The following is an 18,249-nucleotide window of genomic DNA, read 5'->3' as shown; positions in this document are numbered from 1 at the left end:
GACACAAAAAAGGGCAGTGAAAACTGCCCTTTATGTCCATCAAATCGCCTTACTCCGCAAGTTTGAAGGTAATGAAACTGGCTCGCCCCTGACGCAAGACACGCATGGAAACCGAGCGATTGCTTGGCAACTCCTTGGCCACCTGGGTGAAGGTTTTGGCAGAGTCGATCGCCTGATTGTTCAAATGAGTGATCACATCACCGGGACGCAGGCCGATCAGAGCAGCTGGGCCACCCAGTACTTCCTTGATCACCACGCCCCCACGCACATCCAGGGCCTTTTTCTGCTCGACGGTCAGCTCGACCACCGAAACGCCCAGGCGATTACTGCTGCGCTCGACGCCTGCGTCGGCATCGATGGCAACCTCATCACCCTCTTCCGGCAACACCCCCACACTCATCTGCAGAGTCTTGCGCTCGCCTTCGCGCACCACTTCCAACTCGGCCTTGCTACCCGGTTTGAGACCACCAACCAGATGCGGCAGATCCGCCGACATGATGATCGGCTGATCATTCATACTGAGGATCACATCCCCCACCTGCAGACCACCTTTGGCCGCCGGACCATTTTCCAGCACCTGAGCCACCAGCGCGCCCGCCGGCTTCTCCAGACCGAAAGATTCAGCCAGGTCCTTGTTGACCTCCTGAATCACCACGCCCAGCCAACCGCGGCTGACCTTGCCGTCCGCCTTCAACTGATCGGCCACAGACATGGCCACATCGATCGGAATGGCAAAGGACAGGCCCATGAAACCACCGGAGCGAGTGAATATCTGCGAGTTGATCCCCACCACCTCGCCATCCAGATTGAACAGCGGACCACCCGAATTACCCGGATTGATCGCTACGTCGGTCTGAATGAACGGCACGTAGTTCTCGTTCGGCAGGCTGCGCCCCTTGGCACTGACGATGCCAGCAGTTACCGAATGATCGAAGCCAAAAGGCGAGCCGATCGCCAGCACCCAGGCCCCAACCTTAAGGTCATCCGATTTCCCCAGGCGCACTGTCGGCAGGTTCTTGCCTTCTACCTTGAGCAAGGCCACATCAGTCCGCGGATCCGCCCCGACCAGCTTGGCCTCGAGTTCGCTGCGATCAGACAGGCGCACGATGATCTCATCGGCATCTGCCACCACATGATTATTGGTCAGGACATAACCATCGGCGGAAATGATGAAGCCCGAGCCAAGCGACTGCGCTTCGCGCTGACGACCGCCCGGATTGCGCGGCATCTGTGGAATATTGCGTTCGAAGAACTCGCGGAACTGTGGCGGCAGACCTTCCAGATCGGGGATCTGCCCCTGGATAGCGACATTGCGCTGCGGCGCATTCTGCCGGGTACTGATGTTCACCACCGCCGGGGAAGCTTCTTCGACCAGCGCTGTAAACTCGGGTAATTCCGCACGCGCGAAAGCAACCTGCCCACACAGCAGGAGGGCAAACACTCCGGATAAAGAGGATTTCAGACCAAGCATCACTACGACTCCTATCCATAAAAACAACGAGTACTCAAACAGCTCCGACCAGCAGGGCCCGCACCACCACAGGCTGTAGTGCTGGATCACCGGCAGTACGCCGACTACGCCAACGCACCAGCAACCAGGCCAAAACCAAACCAGCCAGGCCAAACAAGATCACCAACGGTTCGGACAACCCCAGCCACTGGGCAAATAGCGCAAAAGCGAACAGACACAGCAGCGGCAACAGATAGACCAGGAACGCCCCCCGCAGCAGCAGATCCTCGCGCACCCCTATAACCACGGAATCACCAACCTGCAGCTGCAGGTCAGAAAGCGCACGCACCACGCCACGATTGCGACCGACGCCCAGCTTATCCATCAGCCCCTGCCCACAACCGGCATTGGCAGAGCAACTGGAGCACGTGCTTTTACGCAGGGTCTCGACCCAGACTGCTCCGGCCTCCAGCGCTATGACCCGTCCGGGCTCCTCAATCATTGCACGACCTTTTCGGCGGCTTGCGTCTGCATGGACAAGGCGACCCGTTCGGCAGTGCCCAGTGGAATTTCGCCGACCACCGTCACCATGACATCGCCAGCAACCGTGCTCATACGCCGGGAAACCACGGCAGTCGGGCCAAGCTGACTACGCGCATCTTCAACCTTGGCGCCGCGCAAGGGTTCGAGAAATATCGAGAAACGCGCCAGGCCATCGTCATAGGTCAGATACGCGACCTGTTCCGTCGAAGCCGGACTGCGACGCTGCATGGTTTGCTGCAACTGGAAACCCGGCGGCACCCAGGCAGCACGCCAGGCCGGCGCAGAGGCGCTACCCGGCGACACTGAATCGATTGACTTACAGCTGTCGCCAGGCTGCAACTGCTCATCCGAGACGGCCGTTTCAGTATCCAGATCGATGAACTGAAAACGTTCCAGCAACTGGCCTTTCTCGTTAATCAGTAGCGATTTGAGCGGCAGCGCGCTGGCTTCGTCCAGATGCAGCTCGACCGCATAACGATGCTGATCCCGCGGTATCAGGGTCAATATGACCGCTTCACGCCCCGCCACACGAGAGCGCCCCGCCACACGCAACTCATAGCGTTCCGCAAGCCGATCCGGCGCCACGACATGAGGCGACAAGCGCAGATCACTCAACTGATCCGCCAAGCCTTCACTCACGCAGGCCGGCTGCCCACCAACCCGCAGCACTTCCTGTACCGGGCCATCCAGCTGCAGCAGACGCTCACGCATCTCACCCGCCGCATCGACCCGATGCCAGATGCCGTGGGTAGAGAAACTACCGTTGCGCTCATAAACAAAAGAACCGTGGAAGCTCTGCCCCTCGGCCTCAGCCAAGCGACTCAGCCAATCCTGGGCATTGGCAGCATGAACCGAAGAGACCAGGCAGCTGCCAAGCAAAGCAATCAGAGGAAAGGCGCGCATGATCGCCCTCAGCGGTTTTCCAGACTGGCGGCACGCGCATAGGGTAGCGCCGAATCGGTTCCACTGGCGGCAGCCTGCTGGGCATGCTGGCGCAGATAGGCCGGCAGGCGCTGCTCATGCCAACCAGAAGCCGGTTGCTGCACATTCAGCTGCGGCCCCTGCGACATAGGCTCACTGCTGGTGGTGTAACCGGCCAATACGGCCGGCCCTTGCACCTGCGGCATCACCAAGTTTGGCTGGGCAGCCTGCTGAGCCAGTTGGGCACCGCTCAGTTCATCCTGATTGTAGAAGCGTACGCCAGCCAGCACGGCGACGGTAACCGACGCAGCGACCGCCAGACGACCCAGGCCACGCCAACGGCCAGCGGCCGCCTTTTCCGGCAGCGCCTCATCAGCCAAAGCGGCGGAAACGGCGGCAGCAATATCCAGGCGCGGTTCCAGCAACTCCTTGTGCATCACCGCACGCGCAATCTGGTAACGCGACCAGGTCGCACGCAGCTCGGGTTCTTCGCTGGCAGCCAGCACCCGGCGCAGCTCCAGTTCGTCCGCTTCGTTATCCATTACCGCGGACAGCGATTCCTGCAGGGCTTCACGATTCATGGCAGTTCCTCTCTTGGCTGTCGCCGCTGTCTCAGGCGTCCTGCAACAAAGGTTGCAGGGCTTTATCAATGGCCTCGCGCGCCCGGAAAATCCGCGAACGCACGGTGCCGACCGGACACTGCATGACGCTGGCAATGTCCTCGTAACTCAAGCCGTCGAACTCGCGCAGGGTCAGGGCCGTACGCAAATCCTCAGGGAGCATCTGGATGGTTCGATGCACGGTGGCTTCGATTTCATCCCGTAACAGCAGGCGCTCCGGTGACTCGTTGTCCTTGAGCGCGTGGTCGCCCTCATAGAACTCGGCATCCTCGGCACTTACATCACTGTCCGGCGGCCGACGACCGCGCGAGACCAGATAGTTCTTCGCCGTGTTGATGGCGATACGGTACAGCCAGGTATAAAACGCACTGTCACCGCGAAAATTGGCGAGCGCGCGATAGGCCTTGATAAAGGCCTCCTGGGCCACATCTTGGGCCTCATGGCTGTCGTGCACGAAACGCACAACCAGACCAAGAATCTTGTGCTGGTACTTGAGCACCAACAGATCGAAAGCCCGCTTGTCGCCGCGCTGCACCCGCTCGACCAGTTGCTGATCGTCTTCCTGGGTTAGCATGAATACTCCTCTTGGAGTTCGGAGGAGTTCTGCGTCTGCCAGCAAGTCACTCTGCCAAGATAGACTCGGACGCTGCGCAAAAGTTCTCCCTCCAAACTGGCTTCCTGCAGCACGCAAAGTACCTGCACGAAACAACGCAGCAGGGTCACCGACCCTGCTGCTGAAATTTTTCTACCTGATCGACAGAGCCATGCTGAGCGATCGGCACCTTGAACCACGGGTGACAGACTATGGAACCCAAACGTCTAAGGAAGTTCCCGAGCACCTTGGTCCGTCATAAGCACGCTATTGTGCCGGCCACCCCCTCTATATACTAGGCGATGCCCTTTTGCGGAATCAGCAGTAGATGAGCCAACACCAGCAGCACGACGTCCTCATCATCGGCAGCGGCGCAGCCGGCCTGACTCTGGCCCTGACGCTACCGCAGCACTTGCGCGTCGCCGTGCTGAGCAAGGGCGACTTGGCCAACGGTTCGACCTACTGGGCCCAGGGTGGTGTTGCCGCCGTACTGGATGACACCGACACGATCGAATCCCATGTCGCCGACACCCTCAATGCCGGCGGCGGCCTGTGCCGCGAAGACGCCGTGCGCTTCACCGTCGAGCACAGTCGTGAAGCCATCCAATGGCTGATCGAACAAGGCGTGCCGTTCACCCGTGGCGATGAACACGAACGCGAGGATGGCGGCTTCGAGTTCCACCTGACTCGCGAAGGCGGCCACAGCCACCGGCGCATCATCCACGCCGCCGACGCCACCGGCGCCGCCATCTTCAACACCCTGCTGCAACAGGCCCACCAGCGCCCCAATATCGAACTATTGGAGCAGCGCGTGGCAGTCGACCTGATCACCGAACGCAAACTCGGCCGCAGCGGCCAGCGCTGCCTCGGCGCCTATGTCCTGAATCGCCACAGTGGCGAGGTCGACACCTTCCACGCGCGTTTCGTCATCCTCGCCACCGGCGGCGCGGCCAAGGTCTACCTGTACACCAGCAATGCCGACGGCGCCTGTGGCGATGGCATCGCCATGGCCTGGCGCGCGGGCTGCCGGGTCGGCAACCTGGAATTCAACCAGTTCCATCCGACCTGCCTGTACCACCCGCAGGCCAAGAACTTCCTGATCACCGAGGCCCTGCGCGGCGAAGGCGCCCAGCTCAAACTGGCCAACGGCGAGCGCTTCATGTCGCGCTTCGACCCACGCGAAGAGCTGGCCCCGCGCGATATCGTCGCCCGCGCCATCGACCATGAAATGAAACGCCTGGGTATTGACTGCGTTTATCTGGACATCAGCCACAAGCCGGCAGACTTCATCAAGACGCACTTCCCCACCGTCTATGAGCGCTGCCTGCAATTCGGTATCGACATCACCCGCCAGCCTATCCCAGTAGTACCGGCGGCCCACTACACCTGCGGCGGCGTAGTGATCGACAGCAGTGGGCATACCGATGTGCCGGGCCTGTACGCGATTGGCGAAACCAGCTTCACCGGCCTGCATGGCGCCAACCGCCTGGCCAGCAACTCGCTGCTGGAATGCTTCGTCTACGCTCGCTCGGCAGCAGCCGATATCGTTGCGCAACTGGATAGCGTGAACATGCCAGGCGAGCTGCCAACCTGGGACGCCAGCCAGGTGACCGACTCGGACGAAGACGTGATCATTGCGCACAACTGGGACGAACTGCGGCGATTCATGTGGGACTACGTCGGCATCGTGCGCACCAACAAGCGCCTGCAACGAGCCCAGCACCGGGTGCGCCTGCTGCTCAGCGAGATCGACGAGTTCTACAGCAACTATAAGGTCAGCCGCGACCTGATCGAACTGCGCAACCTGGCCCAGGTTGCCGAGCTGATGATCGAGTCAGCCATGCGGCGCCACGAGAGCCGCGGCCTGCATTACACCCTCGACTACCCGCAGCAGTTGCCCGAAGCGCACGACACTATTCTGGCGCCGCCCACCTTCGTCGACTGAACTTCAGCCGCACCCGCAGGCGCCGATGTGCCTTGCGGGTCAGCCCGTCACGCGCAATACACAAGCCGCGCACGCGCCGTTCACCAGCCAGGCGAAAGCGCAGGATCACTACCAGCGGCAGAGCCAGGCTATCCGGGCGCAACTGCACCGCCTGCCAGCCCTGCTCCTTGCTCCATAGCTGCCAGCCATCCTCGTCCCGGCGCAAACCGGTGAACGCCTGGGCGTGGCTGAGCAGCACCTGACGCGGCAGCACCCACGCCGCATGCGCCAGGCAAACCAGAACACCGAGACAAAGCAGCCAGAACGGCACATCGAGCAGCAACAGCGTCACCCATGCCAGGCATTGCGCCAGCACATAGGCCGCCAGCAGCAGGCGCGAGGCCTGCCAGTGGCATTCAAAGCCGTTACTTGGGTTGGACACGATCCAGGATCATGCGAACCATGCGCCGCAGATCGGCGTCTTCCGGCTCGTCGCGCTGCATGAACCAGCCGAACATGTCCTGATCCTCGCACTCCAGCAGTTTGCGATAGCGCGCCTGATCATCGGCATCCAGCGTCGCGTACACCTCCTTGACGAAGGGCACCAGCAGTACATCCAGTTCCAGCATGCCGCGACGGCTGTGCCAGAAGAGTCGGTTCAGTTCAGTAGAATCGGCCATACAGCGGCTCCTGTGAGAAGGTGCGCAGTATAGCGAGCGACGCCTCACTCAGCACCCGCTGACAAGCCGCCGGGCGGGCTCTATGATGACGCCCCGGACTTTCCTTACTGCGACAGCCAATGGCCGACTCAGCTTTCTTCTGCACCCTGACCCATGAAGCCCTGCTCGCCGTGCGCGGCGTAGACGCCAGCAAATTTCTCCAGGGCCAGGTCACCTGCAACCTCAACTACCTCGACCCGCACACCAGCAGCCTCGGCGCTCGCTGCACGCCCAAGGGCCGCATGCTATCGAGCTTCCGCATTCTCGGCGAAGGCGACGGCTACCTGCTGGCGATGGCCAGCGAACTGCTCGACGCCCAGCTCGCCGAACTGAAGAAGTACGCGGCGTTCTCCAAATCCACCCTCAGCGACGAATCCGCCACCTGGGTACGCTACGGCCTCAGCGGCGCTGACGGCGCACTGGTCAGCCTCGGCCTGGATCTGCCGCAAACAGCGAACACGGTGGCGCGCCACAATGGCCTGCTGGCCGTGCGTCTGAGCGATGGCCGCGCCGAACTCTGGGCCCCGGTCAGCGAAGCCGAAACCCTGCACAAGCGCCTGGCCGCACAGCTGCGCGAAGCGCCACTGAACGACTGGCTACTGGGCCAGATCCGCGCCGGTATCGGCCAGGTCTTCGGTGCAACCCGCGAACAGCTCATCCCGCAGATGATCAACCTGCAGGCCCTGGGCGGCGTGAGTTTCAAGAAAGGCTGCTACACCGGCCAGGAAATCGTCGCGCGCATGCAGTACCTCGGCAAGCTCAAGCGGCGTCTCTATCGCCTGAGCCTGGATGCAGCGCCACCGGCGGTGGGCGCCGCGCTGTTTTCGCCGGTACATGGCTCCAGCGTCGGCGAAATCGTGCTGGCCGCGCAGACAGAGAGCGGCAGCGAAGTGCTGGCCGTACTGCAGGAAGATGCCGCCAACGATGGTCGCATCCACCTCGACAGCCTCGCTGGCCCCTTGCTGCGCCTGCTGGAACTGCCCTACGAACTGGACAGCGACCGAGAAATCCAGCGCTAAGCAGAAAACTGATGCAGACGCCGGGACAAACAGGTTACAACCGGCATAACCCTGACCAACAAGCGACACCGCACTACACTGAGGCGGTCGAGTGATCCGAGAGCCGAGATGAGCAAGCTTGCCGAGAAAGTCCAACAGGAACTGATCCAGGCCATCGAAAACGATGAACTGGTACTGCCGACCTTGCCCGAAGTGGCCTTGCGCGTTCGCGAGGCAGCCGAAGACCCGAATATCAGCATCCCGGCCCTGAGCAAGGTGATCGGCAACGACGCCGCCCTCACCGCACGCATCATCAAGGTGGTGAACAGCCCGCTGCTGCGTACCAGCAAGGAAATCACCGACCTGCAGATGGCCGTCAGCCGCCTTGGCATCAACTACACCTGCAACCTGGCCACCGGTCTGGCCATGGAGCAGATGTTCCAGGCCACCTCCGACGTGGTCGACCGCAAAATGCGTGAAGTGTGGAACAAAAGCACGGAAATCGCCGGCATCTGCCACGTTCTGTGCAAACACTACACGCGCCTGCTGCCCGACCAGGCGACCCTCGCCGGCCTGGTCCACCAGATCGGCATCCTGCCGATCCTGACCTACGCCGAGGAACACAACGAGCTGCTGGCCGACTCCATCAGCCTCAACCACGTGATCGAGAAGATCCACCCGATCATCGGCGACAGAATCCTGCGCGCCTGGGAATTCCCCGAGCCGATTGCCATGGTGCCCGGCCAGCACCTGGACTTCACCCGCAACTCGCCGAAGGTCGATTACGTCGACATCGTCCAGGTCGCCACCCTGCAGAGCTACCTGGGCAGCGAGCACCCCTACACCCAGCTGGACTGGAGCAAGATCCCCGCCTTCGCCAAGCTCGGCCTCGACCCGAGCGTCGACATGCAGGCCGACGAAGACCTTTCCGCGGCCATGGAAGCCGCCACCAGCATGCTGCAGTAATACACTGCAAGACGTATCGGCCAACCCCTTCTAAGCTATGAACATGCCCTGCCGCCTTTGCGGCAGGGCAGCGGCTTGCCGCCGCAAAGGCCGACTGGAGTGGCCTCTGTTTCGCTCAGCTCAGGGAAAGGAGGGCCCGATGCGTCTGTTGCTACTGCTGTTTGCCCTGGTTTTTGGCTGTCACCTGCAGGCTGAAACCATCCGCCTGACCAACGGCGAATGGAGCCCTTATCTGGGTGAAAAACTGCCCCATCACGGCGTCGCCTCGCGCATCGTCGAAGAAGCCTTTGCCCTGCAGGGCGTGCAGGTGCAGTGGGAATTCTATCCCTGGGCGCGCGCCCTACGCAGCGCCGAAAAGGGCAAGAGCGATGGCGCAGCGGTATGGCTGCGCAGCCCGGAGCGCGAGCAGGCCTTTTTCATCAGCGACCCGGTGGTGGACAGCGGCTACTACCTGTTCCACCGCAAGGATCAGGCCTTCGACTGGCAACAGGTCGGCGATCTGCACGGCAAACGACTCGGTGGCGCCATCGACTACGACTACGGCCAGGCCTTCCAGCAAGCGGAAAGCAGCGGCCAACTACAGGTCAAGCGCCTGAGTAGCGAGGAACAGGGCCTGCGCATGGTGCTGGCTGGACGCCTGGATGCCTTTCCGATGGACAAGGTGGTGGCCTTCGATTTGCTGCACAGCAAGTTCAACAGCGCCGAACGCCGCCAGCTGAGCTTTCATCCACTGCCGCTGCGCAGCGACAGCCTGCACCTGCTACTGTCCCGCAAGGTGGCCGGCAACGAGGCCATGTTGCAGCGCTTCAACCAGGGCTTGCAGCAACTGCGCGACAGCGGCAAGGTTTCCCAGTACCTGCTGGAAATCCAGCAGCCGCTGAGCCTGAGCCACTGATCACAGCGGCTGCGGCGGAAAACTCACGCGCACCCGCAAGCCACCGCTCGCTCCTTCATGCAGGCTGATCTGCGCCAGATGGGCGCGACAGATCTCGCCGACGATCGCCAGCCCCAGCCCGGCACCGCCGACCTGTGGGTTGCGCCGGTAGAAGCGCTCGAAGACCTTCTCCCGCTCCTGCGGCGGAATCCCCGGACCGTCGTCCTCGACCTCCAGCAGCGCCGGCGCCAGCACCCGCAGGATCACATTGCCGCCCGCCGGGGTATGGGCCAGGGCATTGTCCACCAGGTTGTAGACCAGTTCGTTGAGCAGAGTCGGTTCACCCTGGATGCACACGCCCTCCTCGGCCTCCAGGGCCAGGGCGATACCGCGCTGGTGCGCCAACGGCGCCAGGGCCATGGCCAGTTCGCGCACCAGCAGGCCGAGATCGACCTGTTCGGCACCACCCTCGGCGATGGCCCGCGCACCGCGCTCGATGCGCGCCAGGGAGAGCAGCTGGTTGGCCAGGTGAGTAAGGCGGTCTGTGCTCTGCGCGGCCTTTTCCAGGGTGCTGTACCACAGCTGCGGCTCGCGCTCGCGCAGGCCCAACTCGATGCGCGCCTTGAGCGCCGCCAGCGGCGTGCGCAGCTCATGGGAAGCGTCGGCGATAAACTGCGCCTGGCGCTCGAACTGCACGCGCAGGCGTTCGGTGAAGTGATTGAGAGCGGCCACCAGCGGACGCAATTCATCCTGCGCCTCGACCAGTGGCAGCGGCCGCAGATCGTCCGGCTGACGCTCCTCCACCGCGCTGCGCAGACGCTCCAGCGGACGCAAGGCGGCGCTTACCGCCAGCCACACCAGGCCCAGGGTGATCAACGCCAGCAGGCCCATGCGCCACAGGGTATCGAGCAGCAGACCACGGGCCATACGCTCGCGCGCGCCTTCGGTCTCGGCCACGCGGATTTCCGCCATGCCGTTCATCTCCGGTTCGCTGACCGGCTGCAGCAGGCTGACCACGCGCACGCCGACGCCATCGAACTCACCGTCGTAAAAACGCGCCAGGGCCGGATAATCGTCGGTGCGTTTGGTTCCGGGCGGCGGCGCCGGCAGGGCGTCGTAGCCCGAAACCAGGCGTCCCTGCAGGTCGCTGACCTGATAGAAGATGCGCCCCTCGCTGTCGTAGGCGAACACATCCAGCGCCACGTAGGGCACGTCGGCGCGCAACAGCCCCTCTTCGGTGTACAGGCCATCGGCGATGGCCCGCGCCGAGGCCAGCAGGGTGCGGTCGTAAGCTGCGTCCGCCGCCTCGCGGCCGTTCCAGTAGGCGCTCAGGCTGCCGATCAGCAGCGGGATGGCCAGCAGCGCGGCGAGGCGCCGCAGCAGCCGACCGCGCAGGCTGCCGGCAGGCTTTTCAAGCACCGACTGCCTCCAGCAGATAGCCCAGACCACGGAAGGTAACGATGCGCACGCTGTCACCTTCGAGCTTCTTGCGCAGGCGATGCACGTAGATCTCGATGGCGTCGGCGCTGGCCTCCTCGTCCAGGCCGAACACCTGGTCGGCCAGCTGCTCCTTGCTCATCACCCGCCCCGGCCGGGCGATCAGCGCCTCCAGCACCGCCTGCTCGCGCGAGGTCAGGTTGAGTAGTTGCTCGTGCAGGCTGAAACGCCGGGTGCCCAGGTCATAGACCAGCGCCCCGCAGCGCTGCTGCGCCTCACCGCCGAGCACGCTGCGCCGCAGCAGGGCCTTGACCCGTGCCTCCAGTTCGGTCAGTTCGAAGGGCTTGGCCAGGTAGTCGTCGGCGCCCAAGTTGAGGCCGTGCACCCGGTCCTTGACCTCGCCACGGGCGGTCAGCATCAACACCGGCAACACCTTGCCACGGGCACGGACGCGCGCCAGCACCTCGAAGCCGTCCAGCCGCGGCAGGCCAACATCGAGCACCGCCAGGGCGTAATCCTCGCTGGCCAGGGCATGTTCGGCGGCGACGCCGTCGTGCAGCACATCCACGGTCAAGCCGGTGCTGCGCAGGGCCTGGGCCACGCTTTCGGCCAGGGGCAGATGGTCCTCGACCAGCAGGATTCGCACGATTCGGGCACTCCAGAACTTGTTCTTATGGCCTCAGTGTAACCAGCGCAAAGCCGCTTTAACCGCCTAAGCAACTTTCTTTCACCCTGAAAGGCTGGCGAAAGCTTCGCCCCCTAGCATCGCGACAGGGTGGCTAGAACCACCCAGCAAACGCCGGTTGCGTGGTTGTGCCGGCGTACAAGAACAACAAATGGAGACCACCGATGAACGCTGCCCTGCTGCAGGCCCCCGCGCCTGTTCGTTCGCCTCGCCCGCCGTGCTGCCTGCGCCGCACCGCCGCCCAGGCCCGCCTCGACTTCCCTTCTTCGCCCGCACCGCGAGCGAGTCACTGATCGCCAGTCGTCGACTGCCGGTCCGCCCCCACCTGAGCCACAATAAAACTCCACTGGAGACCCGATGATGAAGACTGCCCTGTCCCGTGTCGCCCTGCTCGCCTCCGGCCTGCTGCTGTCCAGCCAGTTGCTGGCCGAACCCAAGCGCCCCGAATGCATCGCCCCGGCCAAGCCCGGCGGCGGTTTCGACCTGACCTGCAAACTGGCCCAGAGCGGCCTGCGCGACGGCGGCCTGCTCGAAGCGCCGATGCGCGTCACCTACATGCCCGGCGGTGTCGGCGCGGTGGCCTACAACGCGGTGGTCGCCCAGCGACCGAAAGACGCCGGCACCATCACCGCCTTCTCTTCCGGCTCCCTGCTCAACCTGGCCCAAGGCAAGTTCGGCCGCTACGACGAGAACGCCGTGCGCTGGCTGGCCGGCATCGGCACCGACTACGGCGCCATCAGCGTGCGCGCCGACTCGCCCTACCAGACCCTCACCGATCTGGTCGAGGCGCTGAAGAAGGACCCAGGCAGCATCGTCTTCGGCGCCGGCGCCACCATCGGCGGCCAGGACTGGATGCAGACCGCGCTGCTCGCCCGCCTCGCCGGCATCGACCCGCAGCAACTGCGCTATGTGGCCTTCGAGGGCGGTGGCGAGACCCTCACCGCGATGCTCGGCGGCCACGTGCAAGTGACCTCCAGCGGCCTCGGCGAAGTCACCCCGCAGCTGGCGGCGAACAAGATCCGCGTGATCGCCGTGCTCTCCGAGCAGCGCCTGCCGGGCAAGCTGAGCAACATCCCCACCGCCAAGGAGCAGGGCTACGACATCACCTGGCCGGTGATCCGTGGTTTCTACATGGGCCCGCAAGTCAGCGATGCCGACTTCGCCTGGTGGAAAACCCAGTTCGACACCCTGCTGGCCAGCCCTGAGTTCGCCAAGCTGCGCGAGCAGCGCGACCTGTTCCCACTGAGCATGACCGGCGACGAGCTACAGGCCTACGTGCTCAAGCAGGTGCAGGACTACAAGGTGCTGGCCGGCGAGTTCGGTTTGGCCAAATAAGCCCTGCCCGCCGGTTTTTGTAGGAGCCAGCTTGCTGGCGATCGGCGCCCATGCTGAACCTCCGAGGGCACCCGGATCGCCAGCAAGCTGGCTCCTACAGGGTCTTGCAACTACCTCCCCCATTCCTGTGAGGACACCCTCATGTATGTCCGCCTGTTCGCTGCGGTGTGGCTGCTCGCCTGCGCCTTTCTCGCCGTGGTCGCCTGGGGCTTCCAGGCACCCTTCTCCTACGACCCCGTCGGCCCGCGCGCCTACCCCCTGCTGCTGCTGAGCCTGATGGCCGTCGCCGCACTGTGGCTGCTGTGCAAGCCGAGCGGCGAGCCGAGCCTGCCGATCTCCATGGTGCTGGCGCGCAAGGTCGCCCTGTGTGTCGGCGCCCTGCTGGCCTATGCCCTGCTGTTCGAGCCGCTGGGCTTCGTCCTCAGCACCGCCCTGGCCGGTTTCGCCCTCGGCCTGCTGTTCAATGGTCGCCTGCTGCCCAGCGCCATCAGCGGCCTGCTGATGGGCGTGCTGCTCTACGGCCTGTTCGATTACCTGCTGGATGTGCCGCTGCCGCTCGGCCTGTTCGCCGCCTTCGTGGAGAGCTGAAATGGAAACGCTGAATTTCTTGATGCAGGGCTTCGATGTGGCCACCCGCCCGATCAACCTGCTGGTGGCGCTGTTCGGCGCCTTCGTCGGCACCGTGGTCGGCCTGCTGCCGGGCCTGGGGCCGATCAATGGGGTGGCGATCCTGCTGCCGCTGGCCTTCGCCCTCGGCCTGCCGCCGGAGACCGCGCTGATCCTGCTGGCCGCCGTCTACCTGGGCTGCGAGTACGGCGGGCGGATCTCCGCCATCCTGCTCAACGTGCCGGGCGACGCCGCGGCGATCATGACCACCCTCGACGGCTACCCGCTGGCGCGCCAGGGCAAGGGCGGCATCGCCCTGTCGCTGTCGGCCATGAGCTCGTTCATCGGCAGCACCATCGCCACCATCGGCGTGGTGCTGTTCGCGCCGATCCTGGCCGGCTGGGCGGTGGCCTTCGGCCCGGCCGAGTACTTCGTGCTGATGGTGTTCGCCATCGCCTGCCTGGGCGGCATGGTCGGCGACAAGCCGTTGAAGACCCTGCTCGCCGCGCTGATCGGCCTGGCCCTGGCCACGGTCGGGGTGGACGCCACCACCGGGGTGTACCGCTTCACCTTCGACAATGTCGGCCTGTCCGACGGCATCCAGTTCGTCATCGTGGTGATCGGCCTGTTCAGCGTCAGTGAGGTGCTGCTGATGCTCGAACACACCGTCAGCGGCCAGCAGGCGGTGAAAGCCAGCGGGCGCATGCTGTTCAACGCCAAGGAGTTCGCCTTCACCTGGTGGAGCACCGTGCGCAGCTCCCTGGCCGGCTTCGTCATCGGCGTGCTGCCGGGCGCCGGGGCGACCATCGCCAGCGCCATCACCTACATGAGCGAGAAGCGCATCGCCGGCAGCAGCGGCCGTTTCGGCGACGGCGACCTGCGCGGCGTAGCGGCCCCGGAAGCAGCCAACAACGCCTCGGCCTGCGGCTCGCTGATCCCCATGCTGACCCTCGGCGTGCCGGGCTCGGGCACCACCGCGGTGATGATCGGCGCCCTGACCCTGTACAACATCACCCCCGGCCCGCTGCTGTTCGAACAGCAACCGGACGTGGTCTGGGGCCTGATCGCCTCGCTGTTCATCGGCAACGTCATCCTGCTGGTGATGAACATCCCGCTGGTCGGCCTGTTCGCCCGCATGCTCAGCGTGCCGACCTGGATCCTGGTGCCGGCCATCACCATCATCAGCCTGGTCGGCGTCTACGCCGTGCACAGCACCACCTTCGACCTGGTGCTGATGATCGGCCTCGGCGTGTTCGGCTACCTGCTGCGCAAGATGGACTTCCCGCTGTCGTCGCTGATCCTCGGTTTCGTCCTTGGCGAGCTGATGGAGTCCAACCTGCGCCGCGCCCTGTCGATCAGCAACGGCGACCTGGCGATCCTCTGGCAGAGCCCGATCAGCATGGCGCTGTGGGGCCTGGCCGCGCTGATGCTGGCCCTGCCCGGCCTGCGCTGGCTGCGCAAGCGCCGCCAGCTGCGCGCCGCGCATGCCTAAGTGGTGGCTCACCCCGCTGGCCGGCGCGGCCGGCGGTGCCCTGGCCAGCCTGATCGGCTGGCCCTTGCCGTGGATGGTCGGCTCCCTGCTGGCGGTGATCCTGCTGCGCTGCCTGGCGGGGCTCGACCTGCGTGAGGTGCCCGGCGCGCGCAAGGGCGGGCAGTGGCTGGTGGGTACCGGCATCGGCCTGCACTTCAGCCCGGCGGTGCTGCAGCAGGTCGTCGAGCACGGCGGCCTGCTGCTGGCCGGAGCGCTATTCACCAGCCTCACCTGCCTGATCGGCATCGGCCTGCTGCGCCGCGCCGGCTTCGACCGCGCCACCGCCTACTTCGCCAGCATGCCCGGCGGCGCCAGTGAAATGGTCAACCTCGGCCAGCGCAATGGTGCCGTCGCCAGCCAGGTGGCCGCCGGGCAAAGCCTGCGCCTGCTGCTGGTGGTGCTCAGCGTGCCGGCACTGTTCCAGTATTGGCTGGGCACGCCGCCGGCCCTGGCGCATGTCGGCGGCAACGTGGATGTCCCGGCTCTGGCGCTGCTGCTGGGCGGCGGCGCCCTGCTGGCCCTGCTCGGCCAGCGCCTGCGCCAGCCCAATCCCTGGCTGCTCGGGCCGATCCTGGCCAGCGCCCTGGGTTGCGTGCTGTTCGACCTCGACCTGAGCCTGCCGGCCGGCACCAGCCAGCTCGGCCAGTGGCTGATCGGCAGCGCCCTTGGCTGCCACTTCAGCCGCGAGTTCTTCCGCCACGCGCCGCGCTTGATCACCCTGGTGCTGCTGGCCACAGTGCTGGCGATGCTCGTTGCCGCACTGGGCGCCGAAGCGCTGAGCTGGCTGGGCGCGCTGGATCATCGCGCGCTGCTGCTGGGCATGATGCCCGGCGGCATCGCCGAACTGAGCCTGACCGCCGAGGCCCTGGCCCTATCGGTGCCGCTGATCACCGGGCTGCAGGTGCTGCGCCTGCTCTGCGTGCTATTCCTCGCCGAGCCGCTGTTCCGCCTGTGGCAGCGCCTTCACCAGTTTTGATCCGGTTTTCCTCGAACCACGTTTGACCCGCCATGTGCGGGTCTTTTTTTGCCCGTGAGGGCAGGCAACCGGGCGCTGCAGGGTTTCGCGCAGACAAAAAAAGGGGCGACCGAAGTCGCCCTAATTTGCCTTGCGTGCTCGTTGCCAGGAAGGATCAGCTTGGCTTGCGCTTGTGCGAATCCTTCCAGATGAAATAACCGACGCCTGCGAAGAAGGCGATCATCAGACCGACCGTACCGATGCCGGCGAGTACCACTGTATCGATGAACATGGCTGCCTCCTTGTGCAAAGCCCGTGTTGGATGGCTTTAAGGTAACGGCAGAGGACTCGGCGAAAATTGACCGGGGTCAATATCCGCACAGGCAGGAGGCGGGAGGTGCTGCGGGTGTTGATCTGGATCAATTTTGCCGAGGGGTTGGCTGGCGCGAACGCAGAACCAACTTACGGCCTGCTGAATAGAGCCATTTCTAATGCAGCAGGGCCGACAGTCAGAAGGTCGTAGACAGCTTCTCAGCGCTTCTTCGGCTTGCCTTTGGCCTTCTTCTTGCCCTTGGGCAGCGGCAGCGCCTGCTCGAAGGCCTGGCGCATCTCGTCGAGCTTCTTCTCGTGCAGGTCGTGGATGCGCTTGCCGCGCTCGGCGCTGAAGTCGATCAGCTTGTCGTCGTTGCTCATGGTTAGGGTCTGCTCCCGTTTCGTTCGCGAACCGCGTTGCTGGACAAAATCGCGCCAGGCAAGGCGCGGGACGCAGGGAATGGTGAACCCTTGCCAAGTCCCGCAACGCCGCATGGCGCGATTTTGCACGCAACCCGATGGGACGGGCCAGTATTTGCGCGGAACGTCGTTACTCGACGGCTCATTTGGACGACCAAACCACGCCTCTCGCGCGATCCACATGGATGTGGTGAATGCAGCAAGCCCGCCGGGAGCGGGCGCTGCCTAGCTCCGCGCAAATACTGGCTCCGTCGCGGCCGCGAACGAAACGGGAACAGACCCTAAGTCCGGATCAGGCGAAAAGTGAGGTTGATACGTGGCGCTACCGGCTTGGCGGTTTTCGCCACCTGATGCTGCCAATAATGCTGGATTGTGCCGGCCATGACCAGCAGCGCGCCATGCCCTAGCTGCAGCGAGTGCTCGATAGCCTGACGGCCCTTGCGGCGCAGGTCGAAACGCCGGCTGCCGCCGAGATTGAGCGAAGCGACCAGCGGATTGCGCCCCAGCTCGGGTTCGTCGTCGCTGTGCCAGCCCATGGAGTCCTGGCCGTCGCGGTAATAGTTGAGCAACACGCCATTCAGCGGCTGCCCCGCTACCGCCTCGACCTGCGCACGAATCTGCGCCAGCAGCGGCGTCCAGGGCAACGGCTGGTGCAGCAGGCCGGAATAGCGATAGCTGGCCTCGGCATCGCCATACCAGGCCACCAGGCGTGGCACCGGATAATGCCGACCATGCAGGAACACCTGCGGCTGCTCCCAGGGCGTCTCGGCCAGCAGTTGCGCCAGCCACTGATCGGCGCAGGCCGCGTCCAGCCAGTGCGGGCGGTAATCCAACTGGGCATCGGGCAATTGCAAAGGTAGGTCGGCGAACAGATCCACGGCTTCGATTATCTGGCAGGTTGAAGAAGAGGGAACAGTTCAGAGCCTGTTTAGGAACTTTTGAGCTAGAGCCAGGCAAGGCGGGATCAGGCGAGGAAGCGGAGTTTACGTCTGTAAATGAGCATTCCGAACCTGATTCCAACACAGCATGGCCGACGATCAAGAGATCCTAAACAGGCTCTCAGACCTCAACATCTACCCACAGCCCCTGCCGCGGCAACTCGTCGAGCAGTTTCTCATCGGCCTTATCGACCTCGCCCTCGGCCAATGCCTCCGGGCTGTAGTGACGACGCTGGCGACGACGCTGTTCCTCGCGCAAGAGCATCTCGGCTTCCTGCGGATGACGCTTGTCCAGCTCCACCGCGCTTTCCTTCTGACTTTCGCTGGCGGGAGTGACCGGCGGAATATCCGGGCGCGGCTTGGGCACGTCCTGCTGGACGGTCACCGGCTGAAGGCTGTGTGGAATGGGCGGCAGCATGGAAT

At 64.2% G+C, this 18,249-nt stretch carries 21 protein-coding genes; 8 read left to right on the top strand and 13 right to left on the bottom strand.

All coding sequences use genetic code 11. The annotated features are described in order from the left end of the window. Window positions 1-49: 49 nt before the first annotated feature. The 5 genes from LRS11_RS12225 to rpoE are packed head-to-tail and all read right to left on the bottom strand — an operon-like array spanning window position 50 to window position 4,108. Entirely contained in the window at window positions 50-1,471 is a 1,422-nt protein-coding gene (locus LRS11_RS12225) for a DegQ family serine endoprotease (protein ID WP_260493264.1), read from the bottom strand. Window positions 1,472-1,505: 34 nt separating this feature from the next. Next, entirely contained in the window at window positions 1,506-1,952 is a 447-nt protein-coding gene (locus tag LRS11_RS12220; protein ID WP_260493263.1) for a SoxR reducing system RseC family protein, read from the bottom strand. After that, on the bottom strand, window positions 1,949-2,896 hold the full coding sequence (locus LRS11_RS12215) for a MucB/RseB C-terminal domain-containing protein (protein WP_260493262.1): 948 nt from the start codon (window positions 2,894-2,896) through the stop codon (window positions 1,949-1,951). Before LRS11_RS12215 ends, LRS11_RS12220 begins: the two co-directional genes overlap by 4 nt. An 8-nt stretch (window positions 2,897-2,904) precedes the next feature. Continuing rightward, complete coding sequence (locus tag LRS11_RS12210; protein WP_260493261.1) at window positions 2,905-3,495, bottom strand: sigma-E factor negative regulatory protein; 591 nt, start codon at window positions 3,493-3,495, stop codon at window positions 2,905-2,907. A gap of 31 nt (window positions 3,496-3,526) precedes the next feature. Then, on the bottom strand, window positions 3,527-4,108 hold the full coding sequence (gene rpoE / locus LRS11_RS12205) for an RNA polymerase sigma factor RpoE (RefSeq protein WP_260493260.1): 582 nt from the start codon (window positions 4,106-4,108) through the stop codon (window positions 3,527-3,529). Window positions 4,109-4,454: 346 nt separating this feature from the next. On the opposite strand from rpoE, the gene nadB reads away from it, so the two are divergent. Next, entirely contained in the window at window positions 4,455-6,071 is a 1,617-nt protein-coding gene (nadB, locus tag LRS11_RS12200; RefSeq protein ID WP_260493259.1) for an L-aspartate oxidase, read from the top strand. Here nadB and LRS11_RS12195 read toward each other — a convergent pair. Together LRS11_RS12195 and LRS11_RS12190 are read right to left on the bottom strand one after the other, a co-directional pair. Continuing rightward, window positions 6,040-6,492 carry a protein YgfX gene (locus LRS11_RS12195; protein ID WP_260493258.1) on the bottom strand — a complete coding sequence of 151 codons (453 nt, stop codon included), beginning with the start codon at window positions 6,490-6,492 and terminating at the stop codon, window positions 6,040-6,042. The genes nadB and LRS11_RS12195 overlap by 32 nt on opposite strands. Next, entirely contained in the window at window positions 6,476-6,730 is a 255-nt protein-coding gene (locus tag LRS11_RS12190; protein WP_260493257.1) for a succinate dehydrogenase assembly factor 2, read from the bottom strand. The genes LRS11_RS12195 and LRS11_RS12190 overlap by 17 nt, the downstream gene beginning before the upstream one ends. A 119-nt stretch (window positions 6,731-6,849) precedes the next feature. Between LRS11_RS12190 and LRS11_RS12185 the strand changes: the two genes are divergently transcribed. The 3 genes from LRS11_RS12185 (at window position 6,850) to LRS11_RS12175 (ending at window position 9,628) form a co-directional block, all read left to right on the top strand. Further along, window positions 6,850-7,788 carry a folate-binding protein YgfZ gene (locus LRS11_RS12185; RefSeq protein WP_260493256.1) on the top strand — a complete coding sequence of 313 codons (939 nt, stop codon included), beginning with the start codon at window positions 6,850-6,852 and terminating at the stop codon, window positions 7,786-7,788. 108 nt (window positions 7,789-7,896) lie between these two features. Beyond that, window positions 7,897-8,733 (top strand): HDOD domain-containing protein, encoded by an 837-nt coding sequence (locus LRS11_RS12180; protein WP_260493255.1) that lies wholly within the window; start codon window positions 7,897-7,899, stop codon window positions 8,731-8,733. Between the two features lie 139 nt (window positions 8,734-8,872). Next, a complete protein-coding gene (locus tag LRS11_RS12175; protein ID WP_260493254.1) occupies window positions 8,873-9,628 on the top strand; it encodes an ABC transporter substrate-binding protein in 756 nt (251 codons plus the stop codon). Here LRS11_RS12175 and LRS11_RS12170 read toward each other — a convergent pair whose 3' ends face one another. Together LRS11_RS12170 and LRS11_RS12165 are read right to left on the bottom strand one after the other, a co-directional pair. Further along, on the bottom strand, window positions 9,629-11,026 hold the full coding sequence (locus LRS11_RS12170) for a sensor histidine kinase (protein ID WP_260493253.1): 1,398 nt from the start codon (window positions 11,024-11,026) through the stop codon (window positions 9,629-9,631). Further along, window positions 11,019-11,690: a response regulator gene (locus LRS11_RS12165; protein ID WP_260493252.1), complete on the bottom strand. Its 672-nt coding sequence runs from the start codon at window positions 11,688-11,690 to the stop codon at window positions 11,019-11,021. Before LRS11_RS12165 ends, LRS11_RS12170 begins: the two co-directional genes overlap by 8 nt. 399 nt (window positions 11,691-12,089) lie before the next feature. On the opposite strand from LRS11_RS12165, the gene LRS11_RS12160 reads away from it, so the two are divergent. The 4 genes from LRS11_RS12160 (at window position 12,090) to LRS11_RS12145 (ending at window position 16,177) form a co-directional block, all read left to right on the top strand. After that, complete coding sequence (locus tag LRS11_RS12160; protein ID WP_260496909.1) at window positions 12,090-13,064, top strand: Bug family tripartite tricarboxylate transporter substrate binding protein; 975 nt, start codon at window positions 12,090-12,092, stop codon at window positions 13,062-13,064. A gap of 141 nt (window positions 13,065-13,205) precedes the next feature. Continuing rightward, window positions 13,206-13,652 carry a tripartite tricarboxylate transporter TctB family protein gene (locus tag LRS11_RS12155; RefSeq protein ID WP_260493251.1) on the top strand — a complete coding sequence of 149 codons (447 nt, stop codon included), beginning with the start codon at window positions 13,206-13,208 and terminating at the stop codon, window positions 13,650-13,652. Window position 13,653: 1 nt separating this feature from the next. Continuing rightward, window positions 13,654-15,162, top strand: a complete 1,509-nt coding sequence (locus LRS11_RS12150) for a tripartite tricarboxylate transporter permease (protein ID WP_260493250.1) — start codon at window positions 13,654-13,656, stop codon at window positions 15,160-15,162. Further along, complete coding sequence (locus LRS11_RS12145; RefSeq protein ID WP_260493249.1) at window positions 15,155-16,177, top strand: AbrB family transcriptional regulator; 1,023 nt, start codon at window positions 15,155-15,157, stop codon at window positions 16,175-16,177. The genes LRS11_RS12150 and LRS11_RS12145 overlap by 8 nt, the downstream gene beginning before the upstream one ends. A 154-nt stretch (window positions 16,178-16,331) precedes the next feature. Here LRS11_RS12145 and ccoM read toward each other — a convergent pair whose 3' ends face one another. From ccoM to LRS11_RS12130, 4 genes are all read right to left on the bottom strand, one after another. Further along, window positions 16,332-16,448, bottom strand: a complete 117-nt coding sequence (ccoM, locus tag LRS11_RS22350; RefSeq protein ID WP_312026969.1) for a cytochrome c oxidase subunit CcoM — start codon at window positions 16,446-16,448, stop codon at window positions 16,332-16,334. A 239-nt stretch (window positions 16,449-16,687) separates the two neighbouring features. Next, on the bottom strand, window positions 16,688-16,849 hold the full coding sequence (locus LRS11_RS12140; RefSeq protein ID WP_260493248.1) for a hypothetical protein: 162 nt from the start codon (window positions 16,847-16,849) through the stop codon (window positions 16,688-16,690). 320 nt (window positions 16,850-17,169) lie between these two features. Beyond that, a complete protein-coding gene (locus tag LRS11_RS12135) occupies window positions 17,170-17,766 on the bottom strand; it encodes an alpha-ketoglutarate-dependent dioxygenase AlkB family protein (protein WP_260493247.1) in 597 nt (198 codons plus the stop codon). A 181-nt stretch (window positions 17,767-17,947) separates the two neighbouring features. Beyond that, complete coding sequence (locus LRS11_RS12130; protein WP_260493246.1) at window positions 17,948-18,244, bottom strand: aspartate-semialdehyde dehydrogenase; 297 nt, start codon at window positions 18,242-18,244, stop codon at window positions 17,948-17,950. Window positions 18,245-18,249 lie beyond the last annotated feature (5 nt).

It is taken from the genome of Pseudomonas sp. J452 (assembly GCF_024666525.1).
In the GTDB taxonomy this organism is placed as follows: Bacteria; Pseudomonadota; Gammaproteobacteria; order Pseudomonadales; family Pseudomonadaceae; genus Aquipseudomonas.
The sequence above is the reverse complement of the archived record's forward strand: the minus strand, read 5'-3'. Positions and strand labels throughout refer to the sequence as shown.